This window comes from Nocardia wallacei, from assembly GCF_029868745.1.
Taxonomy (GTDB): domain Bacteria; phylum Actinomycetota; class Actinomycetes; order Mycobacteriales; family Mycobacteriaceae; genus Nocardia; species Nocardia wallacei_B.
The window spans coordinates 40,536-65,168 of sequence record NZ_JARWOP010000354.1; the positions used below are offsets into that span (position 1 = coordinate 40,536).

The 24,633-nt window shown below is 70.5% G+C and carries 20 protein-coding genes and 2 pseudogenes; 10 read left to right on the forward strand and 12 right to left on the reverse strand.

All coding sequences use genetic code 11. The annotated features are described in order from the left end of the window. Nucleotides 1–249: 249 nt before the first annotated feature. The 4 genes from QH470_RS32800 to QH470_RS32815 all read left to right on the forward strand — a co-directional run bounded on the left by QH470_RS32800 (nt 250) and on the right by QH470_RS32815 (nt 2,949). Complete coding sequence (locus tag QH470_RS32800) at nt 250–954, forward strand: ESX secretion-associated protein EspG (protein ID WP_280276259.1); 705 nt, start codon at nt 250–252, stop codon at nt 952–954. 75 nt (nt 955–1,029) lie between these two features. Then, nucleotides 1,030–1,404 (forward strand): hypothetical protein, encoded by a 375-nt coding sequence (locus QH470_RS32805; RefSeq protein WP_280276260.1) that lies wholly within the window; start codon nt 1,030–1,032, stop codon nt 1,402–1,404. After that, nucleotides 1,401–2,672, forward strand: a complete 1,272-nt coding sequence (locus tag QH470_RS32810; RefSeq protein ID WP_280276261.1) for a hypothetical protein — start codon at nt 1,401–1,403, stop codon at nt 2,670–2,672. The genes QH470_RS32805 and QH470_RS32810 overlap by 4 nt, the downstream gene beginning before the upstream one ends. Before the next feature lie 73 nt (nt 2,673–2,745). After that, on the forward strand, nt 2,746–2,949 hold the full coding sequence (locus tag QH470_RS32815) for a hypothetical protein (RefSeq protein ID WP_280276262.1): 204 nt from the start codon (nt 2,746–2,748) through the stop codon (nt 2,947–2,949). Nucleotides 2,950–3,260: 311 nt separating this feature from the next. Here the strand turns inward: QH470_RS32815 and proB are convergent, their stop codons facing one another. The 10 genes from proB to QH470_RS32865 form a co-directional block, all read right to left on the reverse strand. Then, nucleotides 3,261–4,388: a glutamate 5-kinase gene (gene proB, locus QH470_RS32820; RefSeq protein WP_400181776.1), complete on the reverse strand. Its 1,128-nt coding sequence runs from the start codon at nt 4,386–4,388 to the stop codon at nt 3,261–3,263. Between the two features lie 57 nt (nt 4,389–4,445). Then, nucleotides 4,446–5,906, reverse strand: a complete 1,461-nt coding sequence (gene obgE / locus QH470_RS32825) for a GTPase ObgE (RefSeq protein ID WP_280276263.1) — start codon at nt 5,904–5,906, stop codon at nt 4,446–4,448. A gap of 106 nt (nt 5,907–6,012) precedes the next feature. Beyond that, a complete protein-coding gene (gene rpmA, locus QH470_RS32830) occupies nt 6,013–6,279 on the reverse strand; it encodes a 50S ribosomal protein L27 (protein ID WP_280276264.1) in 267 nt (88 codons plus the stop codon). Between the two features lie 43 nt (nt 6,280–6,322). Further along, nucleotides 6,323–6,634 carry a 50S ribosomal protein L21 gene (gene rplU / locus QH470_RS32835; RefSeq protein ID WP_040747090.1) on the reverse strand — a complete coding sequence of 104 codons (312 nt, stop codon included), beginning with the start codon at nt 6,632–6,634 and terminating at the stop codon, nt 6,323–6,325. 285 nt (nt 6,635–6,919) lie between these two features. After that, nucleotides 6,920–10,357: a translation initiation factor IF-2 N-terminal domain-containing protein gene (locus tag QH470_RS32840; RefSeq protein ID WP_425302824.1), complete on the reverse strand. Its 3,438-nt coding sequence runs from the start codon at nt 10,355–10,357 to the stop codon at nt 6,920–6,922. Nucleotides 10,358–10,818: 461 nt separating this feature from the next. Continuing rightward, entirely contained in the window at nt 10,819–11,235 is a 417-nt protein-coding gene (gene ndk, locus QH470_RS32845; RefSeq protein WP_187684558.1) for a nucleoside-diphosphate kinase, read from the reverse strand. Between the two features lie 85 nt (nt 11,236–11,320). Next, nucleotides 11,321–11,710 (reverse strand): DUF4233 domain-containing protein, encoded by a 390-nt coding sequence (locus QH470_RS32850; RefSeq protein ID WP_280276265.1) that lies wholly within the window; start codon nt 11,708–11,710, stop codon nt 11,321–11,323. Nucleotides 11,711–11,723: 13 nt separating this feature from the next. After that, complete coding sequence (gene folC / locus QH470_RS32855; RefSeq protein WP_280276292.1) at nt 11,724–13,097, reverse strand: bifunctional tetrahydrofolate synthase/dihydrofolate synthase; 1,374 nt, start codon at nt 13,095–13,097, stop codon at nt 11,724–11,726. Between the two features lie 118 nt (nt 13,098–13,215). Continuing rightward, on the reverse strand, nt 13,216–15,900 hold the full coding sequence (locus QH470_RS32860; RefSeq protein WP_280276266.1) for a valine--tRNA ligase: 2,685 nt from the start codon (nt 15,898–15,900) through the stop codon (nt 13,216–13,218). Between the two features lie 187 nt (nt 15,901–16,087). Beyond that, nucleotides 16,088–17,011 carry an NAD(P)/FAD-dependent oxidoreductase gene (locus tag QH470_RS32865; RefSeq protein WP_280276267.1) on the reverse strand — a complete coding sequence of 308 codons (924 nt, stop codon included), beginning with the start codon at nt 17,009–17,011 and terminating at the stop codon, nt 16,088–16,090. 77 nt (nt 17,012–17,088) lie between these two features. On the opposite strand from QH470_RS32865, the pseudogene QH470_RS32870 reads away from it, so the two are divergent. Both QH470_RS32870 and QH470_RS32875 read left to right on the forward strand, forming a co-directional pair. Further along, nucleotides 17,089–17,664, forward strand: a pseudogene (locus QH470_RS32870) (helix-turn-helix domain-containing protein); the annotation flags it as partial. 91 nt (nt 17,665–17,755) lie between these two features. Further along, nucleotides 17,756–18,421 (forward strand): AAA family ATPase, encoded by a 666-nt coding sequence (locus tag QH470_RS32875; protein ID WP_280276268.1) that lies wholly within the window; start codon nt 17,756–17,758, stop codon nt 18,419–18,421. A gap of 37 nt (nt 18,422–18,458) precedes the next feature. On the opposite strand, the gene QH470_RS32880 is transcribed toward QH470_RS32875, so the two are convergent. Then, nucleotides 18,459–19,391: a YegS/Rv2252/BmrU family lipid kinase gene (locus QH470_RS32880; RefSeq protein ID WP_280276269.1), complete on the reverse strand. Its 933-nt coding sequence runs from the start codon at nt 19,389–19,391 to the stop codon at nt 18,459–18,461. Between the two features lie 85 nt (nt 19,392–19,476). Beyond that, the gene (locus QH470_RS32885; protein WP_280276293.1) at nt 19,477–21,054 is read right to left on the reverse strand and encodes an FAD-binding oxidoreductase; all 1,578 of its coding nucleotides are present in this window, start codon (nt 21,052–21,054) and stop codon (nt 19,477–19,479) included. Between the two features lie 116 nt (nt 21,055–21,170). Between QH470_RS32885 and QH470_RS32890 the strand changes: the two genes are divergently transcribed. From QH470_RS32890 to QH470_RS32905, 4 genes and pseudogenes are all read left to right on the forward strand, one after another. Continuing rightward, nucleotides 21,171–21,785: a TetR/AcrR family transcriptional regulator gene (locus QH470_RS32890; protein ID WP_280276270.1), complete on the forward strand. Its 615-nt coding sequence runs from the start codon at nt 21,171–21,173 to the stop codon at nt 21,783–21,785. A gap of 17 nt (nt 21,786–21,802) precedes the next feature. Beyond that, nucleotides 21,803–23,380 carry a glycerol-3-phosphate dehydrogenase/oxidase gene (locus QH470_RS32895; RefSeq protein WP_280276271.1) on the forward strand — a complete coding sequence of 526 codons (1,578 nt, stop codon included), beginning with the start codon at nt 21,803–21,805 and terminating at the stop codon, nt 23,378–23,380. A 99-nt stretch (nt 23,381–23,479) separates the two neighbouring features. Beyond that, the gene (locus QH470_RS32900; RefSeq protein ID WP_280276272.1) at nt 23,480–24,169 is read left to right on the forward strand and encodes an SDR family NAD(P)-dependent oxidoreductase; all 690 of its coding nucleotides are present in this window, start codon (nt 23,480–23,482) and stop codon (nt 24,167–24,169) included. Next, nucleotides 24,170–24,589 (forward strand): annotated as a pseudogene (locus QH470_RS32905) (S-adenosylmethionine:tRNA ribosyltransferase-isomerase); the annotation flags it as partial. Nucleotides 24,590–24,633: the final 44 nt, after the last annotated feature.

A 24,633-nucleotide genomic window follows, 5' to 3' on the forward strand; every position in this document is an offset into this window, starting at 1 on the left:
CGCCTACGTGGCGGACTCGCCACGGGTATATCCGACATACCCGACCCTGGGGCCGTTCCTCACTCGGAGCGATCTCAAACCAACTGGTGCGCAGGCGGTCACCACGGTGTTGTTGAGATATAGGATCGGTATCCAGAGGTGTTAACGCGTATTTCCGCAGATCGCGGATTCGATATCGCCTGGCCGCCCGCACGGCGCCGGGCTAGGCTACGAGACGCTCGTGACCATCGGCGAAGGGTGTTTGTCGGCGTGAGTTGGTCTTTCACACCGGACGAGTTCGCACACATCTGGCGCGACACCGACCTGGATCGCCACCCGTTCCCGCTGCGGATCCTGGAAACGCCGCGCACCGACGACGAGGCCGCCGCGCTGCGGCGCACCCTGGAGGCCCGGCTGCCGCTGCGCGCCGACCCCGATCTGTCCGCCTGCCTGCGGATTCTCGCCCAGCCACAGACCCGGGTGGTGGCCCTCGGCGGCGGGCACGGGCCGGGCAGCGAGATCCGCGCGCTCGGCGCGGCCGTCTACGACCACGCCGTGCTCGCCGTGCAGGAACCCGGCGGCTGTCCCGGCTTCGGCGGCGTCGTGCACCTCTCCATCGGCCACAGCGCCAAGCTGGGCGCGCGGATCGCGGCGCTGCTGCCGGAGACGCCACCGGGCCGTGAGCCCGCGCGTTCGGCGCCCACGGCGGCGGTCCGCGACGAGGAGACGGTGATGGCCACGCAGCCGAGAGTCCCCCGCATCCGGCGGCTGTTACTGCGCCCGCACACGGCCGAGGGGCACATCCGCATCGAGGCGGCCCTGGATCGGGACAATCCGCCCGCGCCGGTCTACTACACCTGGATCGACGTCGCCGACGACGGCCGCTACCTGATTCGCGCCGGTGACGAGGTGCATATCGTCCCCGCCTCGGCGCAGCAGCTCGCCGCGCACCTACAGAAACGGATTGCGAGGTGAACCGGCCGCACGGCTGACCGGGACCCGCCCGACCGATTAGGCTGGGTCACGACCGACCGATCAGAGGGGGTGCGCATGACGATCGAGGCGAGTCAGGCCGACATCGCCAAGTTCCTGGACGCGGCGCAGCACGGCTCGGTCCGGTTCGACCCGGCAGCGGCTCGCCGGTGCGCGGAACTCTACGACCAGCAGATCGCCCGGCTGCGACACCTGCAGCAGCGCCTGGAATCGGTGTCGCAGCTGCACGGCTTCGGCGGCTTCTTCTCCGCGGAGCAACTGCAGGCCGGCTTCTCCCGCAAGGCCCGCGACGCCGCCGAGCTGCTCGACCGGCACATCGCCGCCTCCTATCGGATGAAGGAGGGCTTCCTGATCAGCGCCGGACTGTACGAGGAGGCCGATGCCGCGCACGCCGCCGCACTGCGCGCGGTCTCCACGAGGCTGTCGCGATGACCACGGAATACCGGTACGGTCCGCAGCCGCGCCGCAACGACCCGGACTACATCAGCGCGATGGAGCATTTCGAGTCGCTGACGCACGAGCAGATCCATGCCGGCACCCAGCGCATCGACGCCGGTGAGATCCTGCAGGCCTCGCTGGTGTGGCTGGAGGCCGCGGGCACCCTCACCACCTCCATGCCCTTGACGCGCAACGAGGTGGACCGGGCGATGAACGGCGCGGGCTGGCAGGGCGCGGCCGCCGACGCCGCCGACGCGTGCACCCGCGGCCTGGCCGAATCCGTCGAGGAGCTGGCCGCGATCATGGGCGAGGTCGGTGCCCGCCTGGGCGCGCTCGCCGCCGCGGCCGAAGCGGTGAAACTGGCCGTCGTGCCCCCCGGCAACTCCGGCCCGATCGGCGCGATCGCCCGAATCCTGGAGGCGGCACACGTCCTCGACGCCCAGCTGGCACAGGAGGCCCTGCGCCAAGAGGCGCTGCTGGCCATGAACATGATCTACAAGCCCGCCTACACCGCCGCAGGCACCGCAGTCCCAGCCCTCCCCGACTCCCCCGCCCTCCCCGGCGGCGCCCCCGACTCTTCCCCCACGAAACCCTCTGCTCCCCAATCCCTTCCACCGCAAAACTCGTCCCCACACACGGCACCACCACAGGATCCGGCCCCGCACACCGCTCCGCCACAGGATCCAGCGCCGCACACCGCGCCGCCACAAGGCTCCGTGCCCCCGCAGGACTCCGCACCCGGCCCGGATGGTCCGCAACCACCTCGGCCGGAGCCCCCCACTCCGGGACAGCAAGCACCCCAGCCGCCCCAATCCTCCACGCCGACAACGCCTACCCCACCCACACCATCGTCACCCCCGCAGGACTCCACGCCCGGCCCGGACGGTCCGCAACCACCCCGGCCGGAGTCCCCCGCCCCGGGACAGCAGGCGCCCCAATCCTCCACGCCCACAACTTCTCCGCCACCAGCCGCACCCACGCAACCGGCACCCATCCCCACGCCGGAGCACACGCCCACACCACCCCAACCCCCGACCGAGACGGCTCCACCACCCGCCGCGCCGCCACCGTCCCCAGTGCCTCCACCATCCCCGGCCCCCGAGCCCGCCCCGGCCCCGCCACCACACACGCCCCCACCCCCACTGGAGCCCGGCCCACCCCTCTCCGACGAGGAGGGCCAGCCCGGCATCACCGGCCCGATCCCGGACACCTCCAGCCCCACTACCCCCGAACAACCCGGAGTCAGCCCACCCGGCCGCTGAGCAACTCACCCGCCCCGCAACCCTGACACCACGACAGGTGACAGGGCATATCAGTCGACAGAGGAAATGCGCGATGGTTTTCGCAGCCCGCCGGCCGGAACAACTCCACCATCAGCTGCACGAGACCATCCAAGTCGAACACCCCGACAACAACACGCTCATCACCGCGCCGTCGGAGGAACACCGCCCCCAACGGGAGACGACACATCTCCTAGAACTTGCTCACGCAACCAAACGCGACCACGCCAACCTCCTACAGCGGCTGAGCGACGCATGAGCATTCGCTACCCGAGCGCCGAATAAAACACTCGAGGCGAGCACGCCGTTCGCCGGCAGCGGGATCGAGGACCGGAACTCGACATGGCCCCGGTCGTGGTCCCGCAGCCTGCCGTGCCCATCTGAGTTGGTGGTCCCCCGGCAGATCCCGTGAGCATCACGAAACAGTTCCGGCGATTGCTACTTATTGCCGGACCCCGCTGCCGTTTCTGCGGCGGCCGACCGAGCACGGCCGACAAATCCGGACTTGGCCGTGCTGCTGGACGGTGCCTTCGCACCTGCCGCTCGTTCGCCCCGCGTGATCGGTTCCTACTACACCTTCACCAGATCGTCTGCGTGAATCACGGGGCGCTGCATGCCTTCCGGGAGGTCGGTGGTGGAGCGGCCGACCATGGTCTGTAGTTCGGTGCTGTCGTATTCGGCGACGCCGCGGGCGACGACGTGGCCGTCGGGGGCGATCAGGTCGATGACGTCGCCGCCGTGGAAGCGGCCGCGGACGCCGGTGATGCCGGCGGCCAGGAGGGAGCGGCGGCATTGGGCGACGGCCTGTACCGCGCCCTCGTCGAGCAGCACCGCGCCGCGGCTGTCGGCGGCGTGCCGGACCCAGAACTTGCGGGCGGACAACCGAACCGGGCGGGCGGCGAAGGCAGTGCCGACGGAGGCGCCGGTGAGGGCGGCGGCGGCATCGGTCGCGGCCGCGAGCAATACCGGCACCCCGGCGTCGGCGGCGAGGCGGGCCGCCGACAGTTTCGACGCCATGCCGCCGGTGCCCAGCGCACCGCCGCTACCGGCGATCACGCCGTCCAGGTCGGCGCTGCTGCGCACCTCGGGGATGAAGTTCGCGGCGCCCTTGCGCGGGTCGCCGTCGTAGAGGCCGTCCACATCCGACAGCAGTACCAGCGCGTCCGCGCCGACCAGATGCGCGACCAGCGCCGCCAGCCGATCGTTGTCGCCGAAGCGGATCTCCTCGGTGGCGATGGTGTCGTTCTCGTTGACCACCGCGATCGCGTGCAGTGAGCGCAGCCGGTCCAGCGTCCGCTGGGCGTTGCGGTGGTGCTCGCGGCGCGAGAAGTCCCCGGCGGTCAGCAGCACCTGTCCGACCGTCCGCCCGTACCGCGCGAACGACGTACCCCAGGCGTGCGCCAGCGCCAGCTGCCCGACGCTCGCCGCCGCCTGTTTGGTAGCCAGATCCCTTGGCCGCGAAGACAATTTGAGTGGCGCGATCCCCGCCCCGATGGCGCCCGAGGACACCACGACGACATCGGACCCCGCCCGCATCCGCGCCTCGACCGCGTCGGCCAGCTTGTCCAGCCGTCCCGTATCGAGACCGCCCGCCAAACTGGTCAGCGCCGACGACCCGATCTTCACCACCACGCTGCGCGCGGTCGCGACGGCTTTGCGCGCCTCGCTGATGTCCTGACCCGAATCAACCTGCGTCATAACAGAACTCACTCCACAACACCGAACATCGTTGCGCCGCGGCACCGTTCGACGGCCTCACTGGCCGTCCTCGTCCTCCGAGACCAGCCCGCGCCGCACCCGGGAGGCGTGCTTGCGCTCGGCCGCCGAGATGCGTTCGGTCTGATCGAGCCGGGGATCGGTACCGCGGCCGGTCATCACCAGATCCACGCCCGCGGAGATCTGCGGTTCCCACTCGAAGCTGATGTCGCCGATGGTGACCGGCGCGCCGGGCTCGGCGCCCAGCCGCTCCAGTTCCGCCTCCACGCCCAGCCGGGCCAGCCGGTCGGCCAGGAAGCCGACGGCCTCGTCGTTGTCGAACTGAGTCTGGCGCACCCAGCGCTCCGGGCGCTCGCCGCGCACGATGAAGCCGCCCTCGACCTCCGGGTCGACGGCCACCGTGAAGCCGCTCTCGCCCCGCACCACCGGCCGGATGACCGGGCGCTTCGGCGCCGCCTTCGGATGCGCCTCCCGGTACTCACGGATCAGTTCGGCCAGCGCGAAGGTCAACTGCCGCAAGCCTTCCCGGCTCACCGCCGAGATCCGGAAAACCGGCCAGCCGCGCGTGGCGAACTCCGGCGTCACCAGCTCGGCCAGTTCCTCGGCGTCGGGAATGTCGACCTTGTTGAGGATCACCACGCGCGGCCGATCGGCCAGATCGCCGAGACCCGCATCGGCCTGCAGCGCGGGCTGATACGCGGCCAGCTCCGCTTCCAGAGCGTCGACGTCCGACACCGGATCCCGGCCGGGCTCCAGGGTGGCGCAGTCCACCACGTGCGCCAGCACCGCGCACCGCTCGAGGTGGCGCAGGAAGTCCAGGCCCAGGCCGCGTCCCTCGCTCGCCCCCGGGATCAGACCGGGCACGTCGGCGATGGTGAAGGTGGTGTCGCCACTGGACACCACGCCCAGATTCGGCACCAGCGTGGTGAAGGGGTAGTCGGCGATCTTCGGCTTGGCCGCGGACAGCACCGACACCAGCGACGACTTACCGGCCGAAGGAAATCCGACGAGCCCGACATCGGCGACCGATTTCAGCTCGAGGACGAGATCGCGCTCCTCGCCCTCCTCGCCGAGCAGCGCGAAGCCGGGCGCCTTGCGGGCCCGCGACACCAGGGCCGCGTTGCCGAGTCCGCCGCGGCCGCCGCGGGCCGCCACGAACCGGGTGCCCGCCCCGATCAGGTCCGCGACGATATCGCCGTCCGGGCCGATCACGACGGTCCCGTCCGGCACCTTCAGCAGCAGCTCACCGCCCTGCTTGCCGTTGCGGTTGCCGCCCTCGCCGGGCTTGCCGTTGCCCGCCTGGGCGTGCGGATGGAAGTGGAAGTCCAGCAGGGTGTGCACATTGGGGTCGACCTCGAGGATCACGTCCCCGCCGTTGCCCCCGTCCCCACCGTCGGGCCCACCCAACGGCTTGAACTTCTCCCGATGCACCGAAGCACATCCGTGCCCGCCCTTACCGGCGCGCACATGCAGCACGACGCGATCGATGAACTTGGACATATTCCTGATCATCCTCCTTCTCGAATGGTCGGCTGCAACAGAAAACGGGCCAGGGTGTTTGTCACCCTGACCCGCTTTCGAAGTGTGGTGGAAGGCTCCGCGCGGCTCAGGCCTGCGTCGGCTCCGGAACCACGATGTTGACGGTCTTGCGGCCACGCTTGGTGCCGAACTTGACCGCGCCCGCCTCGAGGGCGAACAGCGTGTCGTCACCGCCGCGGCCGACGTTCACGCCCGGGTGGAAGTGCGTGCCGCGCTGACGGACCAGGATCTCGCCGGCCTTGACGGCCTGGCCGCCGAAGCGCTTCACGCCGAGCCGCTGGGCATTCGAGTCGCGACCGTTACGAGAGCTGGACGCACCCTTCTTATGTGCCATGGTTGTTGAACTCCTCGTACTTGGGGTGAAACCCCGTAGTCGCTTACTTGATGCCGGTGACCTTCAGGACCGTCAGCTTCTGACGGTGGCCCTGACGCTTGTGGTAGCCGGTCTTGTTCTTGAACTTGTGGATGCGGATCTTCGGGCCCTTGGTCTGCTCGACGACCTCGGCGGACACCGACACCTTGGCCAGCTTGTCCGCATCGGTGGTCAGCTCCGAGCCGTTGACGACCAGCACCGGCGCCAGCGACACCGCCGCGCCCGGTTCACCCTCGATCTTCTCGACCTTCACCAGGTCACCGACCGCGACCTTGTACTGCTTTCCGCCGGTCTTGACGATCGCGTACGTTGCCATCGGTCGGCTACCCTCTTCCTCTACTAGTGCTCGGCACTTTGCTCATGCGACGACTCCCGGTCGACAACCGGAGACCGCCGTACGTCTGGTCTGGTAATCACGCTGCTTCCGCGCTGCGCTTCGAGAAGCGCCACAGCTTTCAGGTGACACAGCGCAATGCTGTCACCGAGCAGCGACTGGCCAAGATTACAGGACCCGCACCCGCCCGGCCAAACCGGGGTGACGCCCGAGCGCGAACGCCGACGGCCCGCACCGATCCGGTGCGGGCCGTCGCTGGTCCTACCCTCAGTTCGGCTGTTCCGGCGCTCCCGCGGCCCGTCCGGCGGACCGGCGGCGCGGACGGCTGCGCGGCTCGACCGGAGCGGCGGGGATGTCGGTGAAGTCGACGGCCGGCTGTTCCTGCTCCGCGCTGGAGAGCACGAACACCGCGCCCTCGCTGTCGGTGCTGGGAGCCGCGGTGGTGCGCGCCACCCGGCGACGCCCCCGGCGGGCGCCGGCGGCCTGCTCACCGGTCGAAGCGTCGCCGACGCTCTCGGTCGCAGTGCCCTCGGCGATCGTGGCCGCAGCGTCACCGGCCTCGGCGTCATCACCCTCGGCGTCACCCTCGACCTCGGCGGCAGCAACCTCGCCTTCGTCCCCGGACGTCGCAACGGATTCCGGCGCGGCGCCGGACACCGCGGGGGTCTCGGATACCACATCGGCGTCGGCCGCCTCGGCCACCGACCGACCGACACCGGACTCTTCGGCATCGCTCGCCGTCGCCGCTTCCCGCTCCTCCGCCTCGGCCGCGTTCGCCGCGGCCTCGGCTCGCAGTGCGGCCGACCGGCTGCCACGCCGGGCCCGCCGTCGCGACCGCCCCGGCGTACTCTCTTCCGAGCCCGCGCGATCGGTGGTCCGGCTCGTGCCCGAATCCGCCTGCGCCGCAGTCGAAGACATCACCTCGAGGTCGGCCTCGGCGGCTTCCTGCACCGCCTCGGCGGCCGCCACCGCGAGATCGGCCTCGACGGTCGCCACCGTGGCGGCCTCCTCGGCTTGATGCGCGGCCATCGCCAGCGCCACCGGATGAGCCCGCTTGACGGCCGCGTCCTCCTCGGTGTGCGGCTCGGCCGGTGCGGCGGTCCCGTTGGTGGCGGGCGCGACCGGCGCGGGCGCCGGTGTCTTGTCCTTGCGGCGGCGACGGCCCTCGCGACGGCCGCCGCTCTCCTCGACGGCCGGCGTCTCGACCGGATAGTTGTGCACCAGGATGCCGCGCCCGTGGCAGTGCTCGCAGGTGGTGGAGAACGCCTCGACCAGCCCGGTACCCAGCTTCTTGCGGGTCATCTGCACCAGACCCAGCGAGGTCACCTCGGACACCTGGTGCCGGGTGCGGTCGCGGCCCAGCGCCTCGGTCAGGCGGCGCAGCACCAGATCCCGGTTCGACTCGAGCACCATGTCGATAAAGTCGACCACGATCATGCCGCCGATATCGCGCAGACGCATCTGCCGCACGATCTCCTCGGCCGCCTCCAGGTTGTTCCGGGTGACCGTCTCTTCCAGGTTGCTGCCGCCCGCGCCGGTGAACTTGCCGGTGTTGACGTCGATGACGGTCATGGCCTCGGTACGGTCGATGACCAGGGTGCCGCCGGAGGGCAGCCACACCTTGCGGTCGAGCGCCTTGGCCAGCTGCTCGTCGATGCGGAAGCTGCCGAAGACGTCGACGTTCGTGTTCTCGTGCCGCTCGACGCGGGTCAGCAGATCCGGCGCCACCGTGCGGATGTAGTTCTCGACCGTGGTCCAGGACCGGTCGCCCTCGATGACCAGCTTCGAGAAGTCCTCGTTGAACAGGTCGCGGATCACCTTGACCAGCAGGTCGGGCTCCTCGTAGAGCGTCTTCGGCGCTCCGGAGCCGTTCTTGGACTGGTTCTCGATGGTCTTCCAGGTGGCCTGCAGCCGCTCCACGTCGCGAGCCAGTTCGTTCTCAGCGACGCCCTCGGACGCGGTGCGGATGATGACCCCGGCATCCTGCGGCACGATGTCGCGCAGGATCTCCTTGAGCCGCTTGCGCTCGGTGTCGGGCAGCTTGCGGCTGATACCGGTGGACGAGCCGCCCGGCACGTAGACCAGGAAGCGGCCGGCCAGCGAGATCTGCGTGGTCAGCCGGGCGCCCTTGTGCCCGACCGGGTCCTTGGAGACCTGCACCAGCACGGTGTCGCCGGGCTTGAGCGCCTGCTCGATCTTGCGCTCCTTGCCGCCGAGCCCGGCGGCCTCCCAATTCACCTCGCCCGCGTACAGCACGCCGTTGCGGCCGCGGCCGATGTCGACGAACGCGGCCTCCATGCTGGGCAGCACGTTCTGCACCTTGCCCAGGTACACGTTGCCGACCATGGACGCCTGACCGCTGCTGGTCACGAAGTGTTCGACCAGGATGTTGTCCTCGAGCACGGCGACCTGAACGGTCGCGGCCGGGTGCTCGGAGAAGGTCTTCTCCCGCACCACCATGACGCGGTCCACCGATTCGCGGCGGGCCAGGAACTCCGACTCGGTCAGGATCGGCGGGCGGCGACGGCCGGCCTCACGCCCGTCGCGCCGGCGCTGCCGCTTGGCCTCGAGGCGCGTCGAGCCGCTGATGCCCTGCACCTCGTCGCCGGAGCCGCGGCGCTTGTTGCGCGGCTCGCGCTCGTGCACAACGGTGTTCGGCGGATCGTCCTCGCTCGCCTCTGGTTCGGCGTCCTCCCCCGCCTTGCGACGGCGACGACGGCGACGACGGCGGCTGGAGCCCTCCGGCACGGCGTCGTCGTCGGACCCGTTCTCGGCGGATTCGTCGTCCTCGGAGGCGGAGTCGTCCTCGGAGTTCTGCTCGTCCTCGTTGTCGTCGTCCTGGTCGCTGTGCTGTTCGCCACGTCCGCGGCCGCGACCGCGACGACCCCGGCGACGGCGGCGTGAGCGGTTGCTGTCGTCACCGTCGTCGCGGGACTGGTCGTCGTCCCACGAGTTCTCGGTGTCGTCGGTGTCGGCGTCGGCGTCGTCGGCCTGCTGTTCGGCCGGCTTGCTCGGCTCCGCCGCGGCGGGAGGCTCGGGCGCGGCCTCCTCGACCGGCGCGGCCTTCTTCTCTTCCTCGGGCGGGGCCTGCCGCTCGGCACGCAGCTTGCGCCGCATCTCCTGGGCGGCGGTCGCGTCGGGCGGCAGGAACAGCGGCGCGGCCACCACGGCGGGCGGCTCGAAGGCTACCGGCTCGGGAGCGGGCGGTTCGGGGGCGTGGAAGGGACTGGTGAACAACGACTGCCGCAGCGGACGGTCGGGAGTAGCCGGTTCGGACCGCGCGGTCTCGGACGACGGCGGCTCGGCGGACTCCGCGCCACCGCTCGCTGCCGCCGTGCCGACGGATACCGCGGTCCGCGTGGACGCCTGCGAGCTCTCCGGCTCGGCGGGCTCCGCGGTATCGGCAGGCGCGGCGGCGGGCTCGGCGGGCGGCGCGGCAGTGCCCGGCTCCGAAGCCTCGGGGACGAGCGCCTCCCGCACCGATTCGGCAACCGTGCGGTCCAGGCTGGACTGCGCGCTGCGGGCCTCGGCGCCCAGTTCGGTCAGATGGGCCAGAATGCGTTTGCTGGTGGTGCCGAGCAGTTTTGCCAGCGCATGGACCCGGATACGTTCGGGCAACTGCGCCGCCTCCCCTGCCCCGGCCGCCTCTTCGGAAGCGGGTTCACCATTACTTTTCGACGTTCCCAGCGGCTCTTGATCGGCCACGAAATCTCCTCGGGCCCCCGGGCGCGTCCCTCCCGTACGGGGAGGTGACGCGGCCGACGCGGGGGCACTGTTCGTTCGCCTCACGCCGCGGGGGCGCGAGGTCCTATGGTCTCGCCCCGCGTGCCCCGTTATCACCTTGTCGTTCGTCGGTCGGCTAACTGGTCACGCGGCGCCTGGCTGTTGGCTTCAACACCGGATGCGAGCGCTCATCCAGCGTGCCCACCGGATGGCCGAGTCTTGGTAACCGTCCGTGGGCAGCGATGATCGGCGTCGAACCGCGGTGCCATGGCCGCGACCGCCACCTGCCGCAAACGGCGGGCGTCGATCACTTCCACAGCCAGTATCCCACACCGTGCGCCGGGCGTTCGCCATCGACGTACTCCCGCGGCGGCGCGCGGGCCCCGCGAACCCCGCCGATCTCCGGCGGGGCCGCGGCCCCGGGCACGGTGTTCGCCGCGGTCCTACTGGGGAAGTTCGGGGAACCAGAGCGCGATCTCGCGCTTGGCGGATTCGGGCGAGTCGGAGCCGTGCACGAGGTTGTACTGGGTCTCGAGCGCGAAGTCGCCGCGGATGCTGCCCGGCACCGCCTTCTCGACCGGATCGGTGCCGCCGGCGATCTGCCGGAAGGCGCTGATCGCCCGCGGGCCCGCGAGGACCGCCGCCACGACCGGGCCGGAGGTGATGAACTCGATCAGGGAGCCGTAGAACGGCTTCTCGGCGTGCTCGGCGTAGTGGGCGGCGGCCAGCTCCTCGGAGACCGTCTTCAGCTCCAGGGCCGCGACCTTCAGTCCCTTGCGCTCGATGCGGGTGATGACCTCACCGATCAGCCCCCGGGCCACGCCGTCGGGCTTGATGAGTACCAACGTCTGCTCAGTCACGGCGACACTCTAGCTCGGGCCTTTGGCGTCGCCTTCGGCGCCGCGGGTTCGCAGCCCGGACCGATGGTTTTGCGTGCGATGGTTTTCAGGCTCGTTGGCTGGGGAGGAGGCCTTGGTCCATGCGGCGGCGGACGTCGGAGCGCAGGAGGAGGATGAAGGCCCAGACTGCGGCGAAGACTACGCCGATGACGAAGATCGAGATGTGGATGAAGCCGCCCAGTAGCAGTAGGACCTGTAGGGCGAGGTTGAAAGGCAGTGCCCACGGCCGCCTTTGCAGGCCTGCGCCGACGATCATCAGGACCGCCAGGCCGACCAGGCAGGCTACCGACCACCAGCTCAGGCCGCCGCCGACCGAGCTCACCACGGGCAGTGCCAGCAGTACGGTGATCGCTTCCAGCACCAGCGCGCCGGCCATCACGCCGCGCAGGCCCTTCCACGGGTCGGCGGCGGGGGGCGGGACTTCCTGATCGCTCATGGCTGCGCCTGCCTCATACGGGGTCCTTTCCGAACAGGGAGCGGGCCGCACCGGCGGTGACGACCGAACCGGTGACCACGATGCCCGCGCCGGACACCGGTTCGCCGGATTCGGCGGACTCCTCCGCGATCGCGATCGCGGTTTCGACGGCGTCGGTGAGTGTGGTGGCGGTGACGACGCGTTCGTCGCCGAAGCGCTGTACCGCCAGATCGGCCAGATCGTCGGCGGCGAGGGCGCGCGGAGAACCGTTGGTGGTCACCACGATCTGGTCGAGCACCGGCTCCAGCGCGGCCAGGATGCCCGCGGCGTCCTTGTCGGACAGCACCGCGACCACGCCGACCAGCTTCCGGAAATCGAACTCGCTGGTCAGTGTCGCCGCCAACGCCCGGGCACCGGCCGGATTGTGCGCGGCGTCGATGAAGATGGTGGGCGCGCTGCGCATCCGTTCCATCCGGCCGGGACTCACCGCGGCCGCGAATCCGGCTCGCACCGTGTCGATATCGAGTTGCCTCTGCGCGCCCGCGCCGAAGAACGCCTCCACCGCGGCCAGCGCCAGCGCCGCGTTGTGCGCCTGATGCTCCCCGTGCAGGGGCAGGAAGATCTCGTCGTACACCCCGCCCAGACCCTGGATCTCGAGCACCTGGCCGCCGACGGCGACGCGCCGCGACAACAGCCGGAACTCCGCGCCCGCACGGGCCACGGCCGCGTCGGCCGTCACGGCCCGGCGCAGCAGCACGTCCATCGCCTCGGGATCCTGCTCGGCGATGACGGCGACGGTCTCGCGCGGCACCAGCGGATCCTCGGGCGCCTTCTTGATGATTCCGGCCTTCTCCCCCGCGATGGAGGTGAGATCCGGGCCCAGATAATCGGTGTGGTCCAGCCCGATCGGGGTGACGACCGCGACTTGGCCGTCCACGACATTGGTGGCGTCCCAGGTGCCGCCCATGCCGGTCTCGATCACCGCGACATCGACCGGAGCCTCCGCGAACGCGGCGTAGGCCATGCCGACGAGCACCTCGAATTTGCTCATCCGCGGCCCACCGGCGTCTTGCGACTGCTGATCGATCATCTCGAGGTAGGGCTGCAACTCGCGATACAGCTCGACATAGCGGGCCGGGCTGATCGGCTGGTTGTCGATGGCGATGCGCTCGGTCGCCAGCTGCAGGTGCGGGCTGGTGAACCGGCCCGTGCGCCGGTGCATCGCGGTGAGCAACGCGTCGATCATCCGGGTGACCGAGGTCTTGCCGTTGGTGCCCGCGACCTGGATGGCGGGGTAGCCGTGCTGCGGCGAGCCCAGCACATCCAGCAGCGTGGCGATGCGGGTCAGCGTGGGTTCGATCTTGGTTTCGCCCCAGCGCTGGTCGAGTTCGGCCTCGACCAGCGCCATCTCGGCGAGATCCACCGGAGACGGTCCCGAATGCAGGCGTTCGGCTCCGCCGCGCTGCCGCTCCGGTTCGTCGTTCACACCGCTCCCTTCATTGCTTTCCCTTGTGTGTCATGACTTCTCACTTGCGCGCCGCGATCTCGTCGAGCCGCGCCCCGATCCGCGCCACCTCGGATTCCGCGACCTCCCTGCGGCCGCGGATCTTGGCGACGACCTGATCGGGCGCCTTGGCCAGGAATGCCTCGTTGCCGAGCTTGGCGGTGGTGCTCGCCAGTTCCTTCTGCGCGGCCGCGAGATCCTTCTCCAACCGGCGGCGCTCGGCGTCCAGGTCGACCGTGCCGGAGGTATCCAGTTCCACCGTCACGGTACTGCCGGACAGCCGCACCTCGACGGAGGCCGTGGCCGAGAAGCCGTCGCCGGGCTCGGTGAGGCGGGCCAGCGCGGCGATCTCCGCGCGCAGGCCGGTCAGGTCGGCGGTCTCGATGCCGACCAGCTGTGCGGCCACCTTCTGCTTGTCGGTGAGACCCTGGTCGCTGCGGAAGCGGCGGATCTCGGTGATGAGCTTCTGCGCATCGGCGATCCGGCGGGCGGCGACCGGGTCGGCGGCGACGCCGGCGGACTGCGGCCACTGCGCGATCACGACCGACTCGCCGCCGGTGAGGGCCTGCCACAGCGTCTCGGTGACGAACGGGATCACCGGATGCAGCATGCGCAGCAGCGCGTCCAGCACGCTGCCCAGCACGACGCGGGTGGACGCGGCCCGCTCCTCCGACTCGGCGAACTGCACCTTGGCCAGCTCCAGATACCAGTCGCACAGTTCGTCCCAGGCGAAGTGGTACAGCGCCTCGCACGCCTTGCCGAACTCGTAGCGGTCGAACGCCGAATCCGTCTCGGCGCGAACCTCTTCCAGCCGATCCAGGATCCAGCGATCGGCGTCGGTGAGGGTGTCACGGCCCGGGATCGGCTCCGGGACGGCGCCGTTCATGAGCGCGAACTTCGTCGCGTTGAACAGCTTGGTGATGAAGTTGCGGGAGGCCTGCACGTGTGCCGCGCCGACCGACAGGTCGCTGCCGGGCTGCGCGCCGCGCGCCAGGGTGAATCGCGTGGCGTCGGCGCCGTATTCGTCGATCCAGTCCAGCGGATCGATCCCGATGCCCTTCGACTTGGAGTACTTGCGCCCCTGCTCGTCGCGAATCAGGCCGTGCAGGAAGACATCCCGGAACGGCACCGGTGCCGCACCCGGCTGCTTGCCCGCGGTGACGGCCGGGTCGTCGGCGACGAACGTGCCGAACATCATCATCCGGGCGACCCAGAAGAACAGGATGTCGTAGCCGGTGACGAGCACGCTGGTGGGATAGAACTTCGCCAGCTCGGGCGTGGCGTCGGGCCAGCCCAACGTGGAGAACGGCCACAGCCCGGAGGAGAACCAGGTGTCGAGCACGTCCGGGTCCTGCACGTAACCCTCGGGCGCCTGCTCGTCCGGTCCGACGCAGATGATCTCGCCCTCGGGGCCGTACCAGATCGGGATGCGGTGACCCCACCACAACTGCCGCGAGATGCACCAGTCGTGCATATCGTCCACCCAGGCGAACCAGCGCGGTTCCTGGCTGGGCGGGTGAATCACGGTGTCGCCGTGGCGAACCGCGTCCCCGGCGGCCTTGGCCAGCGACTCCACCTTCACCCACCACTGCATCGACAGCCGCGGCTCGATCGGCTCGCCGCTGCGCTCCGAATGGCCGACACTGTGCACGTACGGGCGCTTCTCGACGACGACGCGGCCCTCCTCGGCCAGCCGCTCGCGCACCTTCTGCCGCGCCTCGAACCGGTTCATCCCGTCGAATTCCGTTCCGGTGCCGGTGATTCGGCCGGATTCGTCCATGATGGTCGGCATCGGGAGCTGATGGCGCAGGCCGATCTCGAAGTCGTTGGGGTCGTGCGCCGGCGTGATCTTCACTGCGCCGGAACCGAATTCGGGGTCGACGTAGTCGTCGGCGACGATCGGGATCTGCCGTCCCGTGATGGGGTGGTAGAGGGTGGCGCCGATCAGCGACCGGTACCGCTCGTCGTCGGGGTGCACGGCCACGGCGGTGTCGCCGAGCATCGTCTCCACCCGGGTGGTGGCCACGATCACGTGCGGCTCGTCGTCGTTCAGGGAGCCGTAGCGCAGCGACACCAGCTCGCCCTCGACGTCCTTGTAGTTGACCTCGATATCGGAGATGGCGGTGCGCAGTTCCGGCGACCAGTTCACCAGTCGCTCGGCGCGGTAGATCAGACCGGCGTCGAACAGCCGCTTGAAGATCGTCTGCACGGCGCGGGACAGGCCGTCGTCCATGGTGAAGCGGTCGCGGCTCCAGTCGACGCCGTCGCCGAGGCGGCGCATCTGACCCTGGATGGCCCCGCCGGACTCGCGCTTCCAGTCCCAGACCTTGTCGATGAACAGCTCGCGGCCGAAGTCCTGCTTGGTCTTGCCGTCGACGGCCAGCTGCTTCTCCACGATGGTCTGGGTGGCGATGCCGGCGTGGTCCATGCCGGGCAGCCACAGCACCTCGTACCCCTGCATGCGCTTGCGGCGGGTGAGCAGGTCCATGAGGGTGTGGTCGAACGCGTGGCCCATGTGCAGATTGCCGGTGACGTTCGGCGGCGGCAGCACGATCGAGTAGGGCGGCTTGCCGCTGTCGGCGCGGGCGGTGAAGTAACCAGCGGCTACCCAGCGCTCGTACAGCTCGGCCTCCACCTCGCCGGGATTCCAGCTCTTGGGGAGGGCGTCGGCACGATTACGTGAGTTCTCAGAGGCTGTGCTGGTCACCGTGCGATTCTAAGGAGGGGGGCCGAATACCCGAAGGGCGGGGTTTTCGGCGGATGAGGGACGCCGGAAACCCCGCCCACAAGATTCAGATTACCGCCGATTCCGGCGTGGTCGCACTATCCATATGCAATTCTCAGGTTTTGCCCGAATCCGTTGCGTTGGTGCGTGTTTGCCTCTTGGGAACGACTCAGGAATCGAGCGAAACGTCGGCCTCGACCAGATCCGCGTTGATCGCCATGGCCGCCGCCGACGCCGCACCCGCCGCGGTGATCACCTGCGCCCGGGGATCGGCCACATTGCCCGCAACCCACACACCCGGGACCGAGGTGCGGCCCGACGCGTCGGCGGCCACCCAGCCCTCGGCGTCCAGCGCACAGCCGAGCGCCGACAGCACGGTGTTGTCCGGGACGAAGGTCGGCGCGACGAACACCACCGAGCGCGGCACCACCTCGCCGTCGGCCAGCCGCACGCCGCGCACCTGGTCGTCCTCGACGACCAGCCCGGCCACCTTGCCCTCGACGATCCGCACGCCGCGGCCGGTGATGCGACGGCGCTGCTCGGCGGTCAGCGTCATGGTGTGCGGGAAGAAGACCAGGTCGCCGGACCACTGCGGGAGCAGCAGGGCGAGGTGCACCGCGCGGGCGACCGCGCCGCGCTCGGTCCCGCCGATCAGGCCGAAGGGCCGATCGGAGACCTCGTAGCCGTGACAGTACGGACAGTGCAGCACATCGCGGCCCCAGCGTTCCCGCACGCCCGGCAGGTCCGGCAGCTCGTCGCGCAGGCCGGTCGCGACCAGTATCCGGCGGGCCCGCAACGCCCGCCCCCCGGCGAGCCGGACGGTGAAGTCGGGCCCGGCCCCGGCGTCGACCACCCGGTCATCGATCAGCTCCACCCCGTACCCGGCCACCTCGCGGCGCCCGGCGGCGAGCAGTTCCGACGGCGGCATGCCGTCGCGAGACAGGAAGCCCTGCATGTGCTCGGCCGGCGCGTTGCGCGGCTGCCCGGCGTCGACCACCGCCACGCGCCGCCGCGAGCGGCCCAGCACCAGCGCCGCCGACAGTCCGGCCGCCCCGCCGCCCACGATCACCACGTCGTATCTCGTCTCACTCATAGTCGCGACGGTGCCGGATCGGTGCGGAAACGGCAAAGAAATTTGCCGTTTCCGGGAAGGCGCGGAGGATCGGGAGCATGACCGGCAATCCCGCCCTCGACGCCGCCCTCGCCGATGTCGGCCCGCGCCTGCGCATGTTGCGCACCCGGCGCGGTGTCACGCTGACCGAACTCGCGGCGGCCACCGGCATCTCCAAGAGCACGCTGTCGCGGCTGGAGTCCGGACAGCGGCGGCCGAGCCTGGAACTGCTGCTGCCGATCGCGCACGCGCACGAGGTGACCGTCGATGATCTCGTCGCCCTGCCGCGCTTCACCGATCCGCGGGTGCAGGGCACGGCTCGCCGGGTCGCCGGGCGCACGATCCTGCCGCTCACCCGGCGGCCCGGCGCGATCCAGGCTTACAAGATCACCATTCCCGCCGACGAACCCGTGCCGGAACCGAAGGTGCACGACGGGCACGAATGGCTGTATGTACTGTCGGGCCGCCTGCGCCTGTTGCTCGGCGAGCACGATCTCGAACTGGGTCCGGGTGAGGCCGCGGAATTCGATACCCGGCAGCCGCATTGGTTCGGCAGCGCCGGGCCCGGGCCGGTGGAGATCCTGAGCATCTTCGGCAAGCAGGGCGAGCGGATCCATCTGCGGGCGCGGCCGCGGACACTGAGATCTTCCGGCACCGGCGATTTCGGGGCAGGTATCAGGGTCTTCCCTGTTGCCGAACGGATTTCGAGGCGGGACCCTGGAGTGGGTGAACCCTCCCCTGGACGCCGGGCGCGACCCGGCACCCGACCCACGCGTAGTGACCCCGGCGGCCGTCTCGGATCTCCGCGGCCGCACCGTCGCCGAATTACGGTATCCGGCAACGGCTGCGCTGCTGTTCACGGGCGTGCCGGGGGCCGGCAAGAGCACGGCGCTGCGGCAGTTGTTCGGCAGTGTCGACGACACCGTGGAGGCGGTCGTCCGCCGGGGCGCGACCCTGGTGGACTCCCAGCAATCACGCAACTGGTGGCGGCTGCGCCTGGGCCGCTTGCCGTACGCGCTGTGGCTGCCGATCGTGCACATCACCCACTACGGCCGGATCCGCCGCGCACTGCGCGCGGCCGACAGCCCGGTTGTCGTGCACGACTGCGGAACCCGCCGCTGGGTACATCGGATGATCACGACGTGGGCCAGGCACAGCGGCCGCGAGGTACACATCGTGATGATCGACGTTCCGCCCGGCGCGGCCCGCGACGGCCAGCGGGTACGCGGACGCCGGGTGAGCCGGATCAGCTTCGCCCTGCACAACGCCCGCTGGCGCCGCCTGGTCGAACGAGTAATCGCCGGTACCGCACCACATCCCGCCCCCGCATCCGTGGTGATCGTCGACCGGTCGACAATCTCAGGCGTGCAGGTGATCTCCTTCGACGCTTGAACACACCGCCGCGTACTGCGGGCACGAAAGGGCTCGGTCAGGGGACGAGGACCGGCTGTGCGGCGGGTAGGGCGCGGAAGGTGGCCGGGAGGACGCCTGCCGGTTCGCCGTCCGCGGTGGCGGGGGCGGACTGGGCGGTCAAAGTTATTGTCGCCGCGCGGTATTGGGTGACGGCGGGGTGGTCGATGCGCTTGCCGGAGGACAGGGCGGGGAGCATGCGGAGCATGGCGCGGCGGGACATGGCGCCGACCACGGTGAGGTCCAGGAGACCGTCGTCGAGCCGCGCGTCGGGGCAGATCAGCATGCCGCCGCCGTAGGTCCGGCCGTTGCCGACCGCCACCATCACCGCGGGGGTCTCCACCACGGCGTCGGTTTCCCCTGGCACGCCCGCCAATTCGATGCGGTACGGCACCGCCAACCCGCCGGCGAGTTCGGCGAGCGCGGCGACGGTATAGCGCAGCGACCCCTTCGGCCGCCGCATTCGATTGGCGCGCAAGGTGACCCGGGCATCGAAGCCGGTGCCGGTGATCGTGGCGAAGCGCAGCGGCCCGCCGTATTCGGCCGTCACCGTGGCGGAGTCGATCTCCCCGAGGTCTATCGAGCGAAGGTTTCCGGCCACGACGATGTCGACGGCCGCCGCCACGTCGTCAGGAACGCCCAGCTCCCGCGCCAGATCATTACCGGTACCGCCCGGTACCAACCCCAGCGGAACACCGCTGCCCGCGATTGCCTGCAGCGCCAGGCACACCAGGCCGTCACCCCCGGCGCACACCACGGCGTCCGGCGGCGTGCCATCGGTCACGGACGCACGGACCAGCTCGACCGATTCCGCGGCGGTCCCACCGTGCACCTCGACTACCTCGACACCACGTTCGGCGAACCGTACCCGCGCGGACGCCGCCGCCGAAACACCCCGGCCCTGCCCGGACAGCGGGTTCGTGACCAACAGGACCGACCGGATGCCGCTCACCGTTCCGACCCCTCGCCGTACTCACGGACGTCCGCCGACATCCGCCCGGAGAATGCTACGGACGACTCGGCGCGGTCGAGCCCGCTCACGGGATGAGCTTGCCGGGATTGAGGATGCCGACCGGGTCGACCGCCGCCTTGACCGCGCGCAGCACCTCGATCCCGAGATCACCGATCTCCGCGGGCAACCACGGGCGATGGTCCGTGCCGACAGCGTGGTGGTGGGTGATGGTCCCGGCGGCGGCCGCGATGGCATCGCCCGCCGCGCGCTTGGCCCGCAGCCACTGTCCGATCGGATCGTCGAGCTGTTTGGCCACCACGGTGAAATACAGCGACGCCCCGGTCGGGTAGGTGTGCGAGATGTGGCACATCACCAGCGCCGGAGTGCCCTGAGCCGACAGCGAGTCGGTGAGCGCCGCGGTCACCTCGGCCTTCAGCCGCGACAGATTCGACCAGCTGGTCGCGGTTTCCAAAGTCTCGCAGAGGATTCCGACGTCCAGCAGGGCGTCGCGCAGATACGGCGCCGCGAACCGGCCGCGCTCCCACTCCCGGGCGGGCTGTTCGCCGAGCGCCGCGCCACCGGCCGTGGCGAGCAGCGCCGTCGCCTCGGCGGTGCGCGCCGCGACGTGCGCCGCACTGCCCTCGAACGTGGTGATCGCCAGGCATCCAGTCACGGACTCGCCGCCGACATCGCCCGAGCGCGCCAGGTTGAGCCCGGTCTCGGCCTCGTCGGACAGCCGCAACACGGTGGGCGCCGCCCCGGCCTGGACCACGGTACGCAGCGCGGCCGCGCCGGTGGCGAAGTCCGGGAACGACCAGGCCTGGTACGCAACGGTTTCCGGAATCGGATGCACTCGCAGGGTAACCGCCGTGATCACGCCGAGCGTGCCCTCCGATCCGGCGAACAGCTCGCGCAGATCGGGTCCGGCCGCCGAGGCGGGAGCGCGGCCGAGGGCGAGGGAGCCGCCGGGGGTGGCGATCAGCATCCGCTGGATCATGTCGTCGAAGCGACCGTAGCCCGCCGACGCCTGGCCCGACGAACGGGTCGCGGCGAAGCCGCCGATGCTGGCGAACTCGAAGCTCTGCGGGAAATGCCCGAGCGAAAGACCATGCTCCCCAAGGATTTTCTCCGCCTGGGGACCGGTGAGCCCCGCGCCCAGGGTGGCGGTGCCACTCACCGCGTCGACCTCGCTCACCGTATCGAGCCGCCGCAGGTCGAGGGCGATCACGGCGTCGAAGCGGTCGCGCACGGGGTCCACGCCACCCACCACGCTGGTGCCGCCGCCGAACGGCACCACGGCGAAACCCTGTGCGGCGCACTGCGCGAGCACCGCTACCACCTGCTCGTGATCGGCGGGGTAGACGACGGCGTCGGGAGCGTTCTGCGGACCGTCCGCGCGACGGCGCAGCAGATCGGGCGTGCTCTTGCCACCGGCGTGCAGGAGCCGGTCCCGGTGGTCGACCGAGACGTGATCGACGCCGACCACCGCGGACAACCCCGCGAGACCCGCCGCTGTCAACGTCGAGTCGCGGAGCGGCACATCGCCCTCATCGCGATGAGCCACCGGCTCCCCGGACACTCCGAACACCTGCGCCAGCAGAGTCCGAATCCGCTCCGGAAGTGGCGCATGACCAGCCGGAATGCCCCAGGCGTCCCACACCATACTCGGGCGCGGCGCAGACTCGCCCGGCATTCGCGACGAAGTTTGCTCGTGCTGCGTGTCCGTCATGCGTTACAGTCTGACATAGAATGTCAAGCAGTAACGAAGGTGGCACTGCCATGCACGCGATCGACACCACCGGCGCCGACGAACTGTCCGCCATCGACGTGGCGATCCTCGACGCGGGTCGCGCCTGCGTCGAGGAGTTCGGCGTACGCCGCACCACGCTGTCCGAGGTCGCGCGGCGCGCCGGGGTCAGCCGGCCCACGGTGTACCGGCGCTGGCCCGATACCCGCTCCCTGATCGCGGAACTACTGGTGCGCGAAATGCGGGGCATCGTCGGCAAGACGATGCCCGCGCGCGGCACCGCGCGAGCCCGGCTGGTGGAGGGCGTGGTGGCGGGCGCGGCCATGCTGCGCTCGAACCGGTTGTTCGCCAAGATCTTCCGCACCGACACCGACCTGATGCTGACCTACGTGTTCGGCCGCCTCGGGCGCAACCAGCACGAGCTGATCCTGCTGTTCGCCGCGGTGATCCGGGAGGGCCATCGAGACGGCTCGATCCGCGACGGCGACCCCGATGAACTGGCCACCATGCTCCTGCTGATCAGCCAGTCCGCGGTGCAGTCCGCGGGCACGGTCGGCGATCTCCTCGACGCCGACCACCTCGACGCCGAACTGGCCCGCGCCATCGACGGCTACCTGATCCCCGACGGCGCCGAGCGCCTCGCATGAGTGATCGGAGCGATGGGATGCACCGGACCGCAGCGGGTTTCGGGGATTCGGCGCTGAATGCCGGGCGGCGGGAGCGGGAGCTGCGGGCGCTCGGGGACGGCGGGGTCGTGGATGTGCTGGTGATCGGGGGCGGGATCACCGGTGTCGGGGCGGCGCTGGACGCGGCGAGCCGGGGGCTGCGGACCGTGCTGGTGGAGCAGCATGATCTGGCCTTCGGTACGAGCCGGTGGAGTTCGAAACTGGTGCACGGCGGGTTGCGGTACCTCGCGAGCGGCGGCGTCGGGATCGCGCACGAGAGCGCGGTGGAGCGCGACGTGCTGCTCACCACCACCGCGCCGCATCTCACCCGAGCCCTCCCGCAGGTGGTGCCGTTGCTGCCGGAGGTCGGCGCGGCGCAGCGGGCGCTGGTGCGGGCCGGGTTCGCGGCGGGTGATGTGTTGCGGCGCAGCGCCGGCACGCCCGCGGCGGTACTCCCCCGGTCGCGGCGGATAGCCGCCGCCGAGGCCCTGCGACTGGCTCCGACACTGCGCCGCAACGGTTTACGCGGCGGCCTGCTCGCCTGGGACGGCCAGCTGGTGGACGACGCCCGACTGGTGGTCACGATCGCCCGCACCGCCGCCGCCTACGGCGCGTCCGTACTGACCCGCGTTCGGGCGCAACAGGTCACGGGCGACTCGGCCGTCCTGCACGACGCCTCGACCGGCGAAACCCTCACCGTCCGAGCCCGTTCGGTTGTCAACGCCACCGGCGTCTGGGCCGACCAGCTCGATCCGAGCATCGAGCTGCGCCCCAGCCGCGGCACCCACCTGGTGTTCGACGCGGCCGCATTCGGCGGCCTGAGCGCCTCGCTGACCGTGCCGATCCCGGGCAGCACCAGCCGTTTCGTCTTCGCCTTCCCGGCCGCGCACCAGCGCGTGTACCTCGGACTCACCGACGAGGACGCCCCCGGACCGGTCCCCGACGAACCGGAACCCTCCGACGCGGAGATCGATTTCCTGCTCGACACCGTCAACACGGTATTGCGAAAGCCCTTGCACCGCGGCGATATCCGGGGCCGATTCGCGGGTCTGCGCCCGCTGCTGCGCACCTCCGGCGACAGTACCGCCGACATCTCCCGCGAGCACGCGGTGCTGTACTCTCCCGGCGGGCCGATCACCGTCGTCGGCGGCAAACTCACCACCTACCGCAAGATGGCCGAGGACGCCGTCGACGCCGCGGTGGCCGCCGCCGGATTGTCGGCCTCCCCCTGCGTCACCAAGCGGATCCCGTTGATAGGGGCGGTATCCGGTGCGACTCGCGACCGTCTCGCCGCGCCGCCGGTGCTGATCGAACGGTACGGCGCCGCGGCCGCGGAGATTCTCCGATCGGCCCGGGAGAATCCGGCGCTCGCCGAGCCCGTGGCGCCCGGAATAGACGTGTTGCGAGCCGAATTCGCCTATTCGGTCACTCACGAGGGCGCGCTGCACGAGGACGACCTGCTGGACCGCCGCACCCGCATCGGCTTGGTCGACTCCGATCGCGCGGCGGCGCTCGCGGCCGCTCGAGCGGCCTTCGCGGAGGCCCCATCGGGACCCGGCCCGGCCGCGCACACCTGACAGGTGTAGGTCATGGTCGCTCCTCGGTCGTGGCCGACGGTCACCTGAACTCATCGGCCTCCTTGACCTGAAGTATGGTTCAGGTCCAACGATGGAGTCATGAACCCTCCTAAGACCGCTCTCGTCACGGGAGCCTCCGCGGGCCTCGGCCGCGCGACGGCGCTGGCACTGGCCGCACGCGGGTGGGACCTCGTCCTCACCGCCCGCCGCCTCGACCCGCTCGTCCGCGTCCGCGATGCGACCGGCGCCATCGCGATCGCCGGCGACGTCGCCGACCCCGCCCATCGCGCCCGCCTCGCCACCGTCCTCGGCGAACTGGATCGGCTGGACCTGGTGGTGAACAACGCGAGCGCGCTCGGCCCCAGCCCGATGCCACGCCTGGCCGACTATCCACTCGCCGAGTTCGCCACCGTGCTGCACACCAATGTGGTTGCGCCGCTGGCGATTCTGCAATCGGCGTTACCGCGACTGCACGCTACCGACGGCATCGTGGTCGATATCAGCTCCGACGCCGCGGTCAACGCCTACCCGGGCTGGGGCGGCTACGGCGCGTCGAAGGCGGCGCTGGACCACCTCACCGCGATCGTCGCCGCCGAGCACCCGGACCTGCACGTCTACAGCTTCGACCCGGGCGATATGCGCACCGCCATGCACCAGGCGGCATTCCCCGGCGAGGACATCTCCGACCGCCCCGAGCCCGACACGGTCGTCCCGGCCCTGCTGCACCTGATCGACACCCGGCCGCCGAGCGGGCGATACGTGGCCTCCGATCTGGCGGTGGCGCGATGACTGTCTCCCATCACCCTGCACACCGGCGTCTCCTCTCCCGAAGCCGGTGAGCCACCGAGCCCCGAGCGCTTCTCGGTCCCGGAAAGTACCGCGCGACTGGTGAATTCGACACACGCGACCGGCGGCCGCGTCATCGCCGTCGGCACCACGGTCACCCGGGCCCTGGAATCGGCCACCGGCCCCGACGGCCGGGTACGCCCCCGAAGCGGCTGGACGGATCTGGTCCTCGGCGCGGCACACCCGGCCCGCGCGGTGGACGGACTGATCACCGGCTGGCACGAGCCCGGCGCCTCACACCTCGACCTCCTCGAGGCCGTAGCCGGGGCCGATACGGTCGCCGCCGCCTATCGCACGGCATTGGACACCGGCTACCTGTGGCACGAGTTCGGCGACACCGCCCTGCTGCTGGCCGACCGCTGAGTCGGGCCGGGCCTCGATTCAGTGGGTAGCGTTTGTGAACTTAC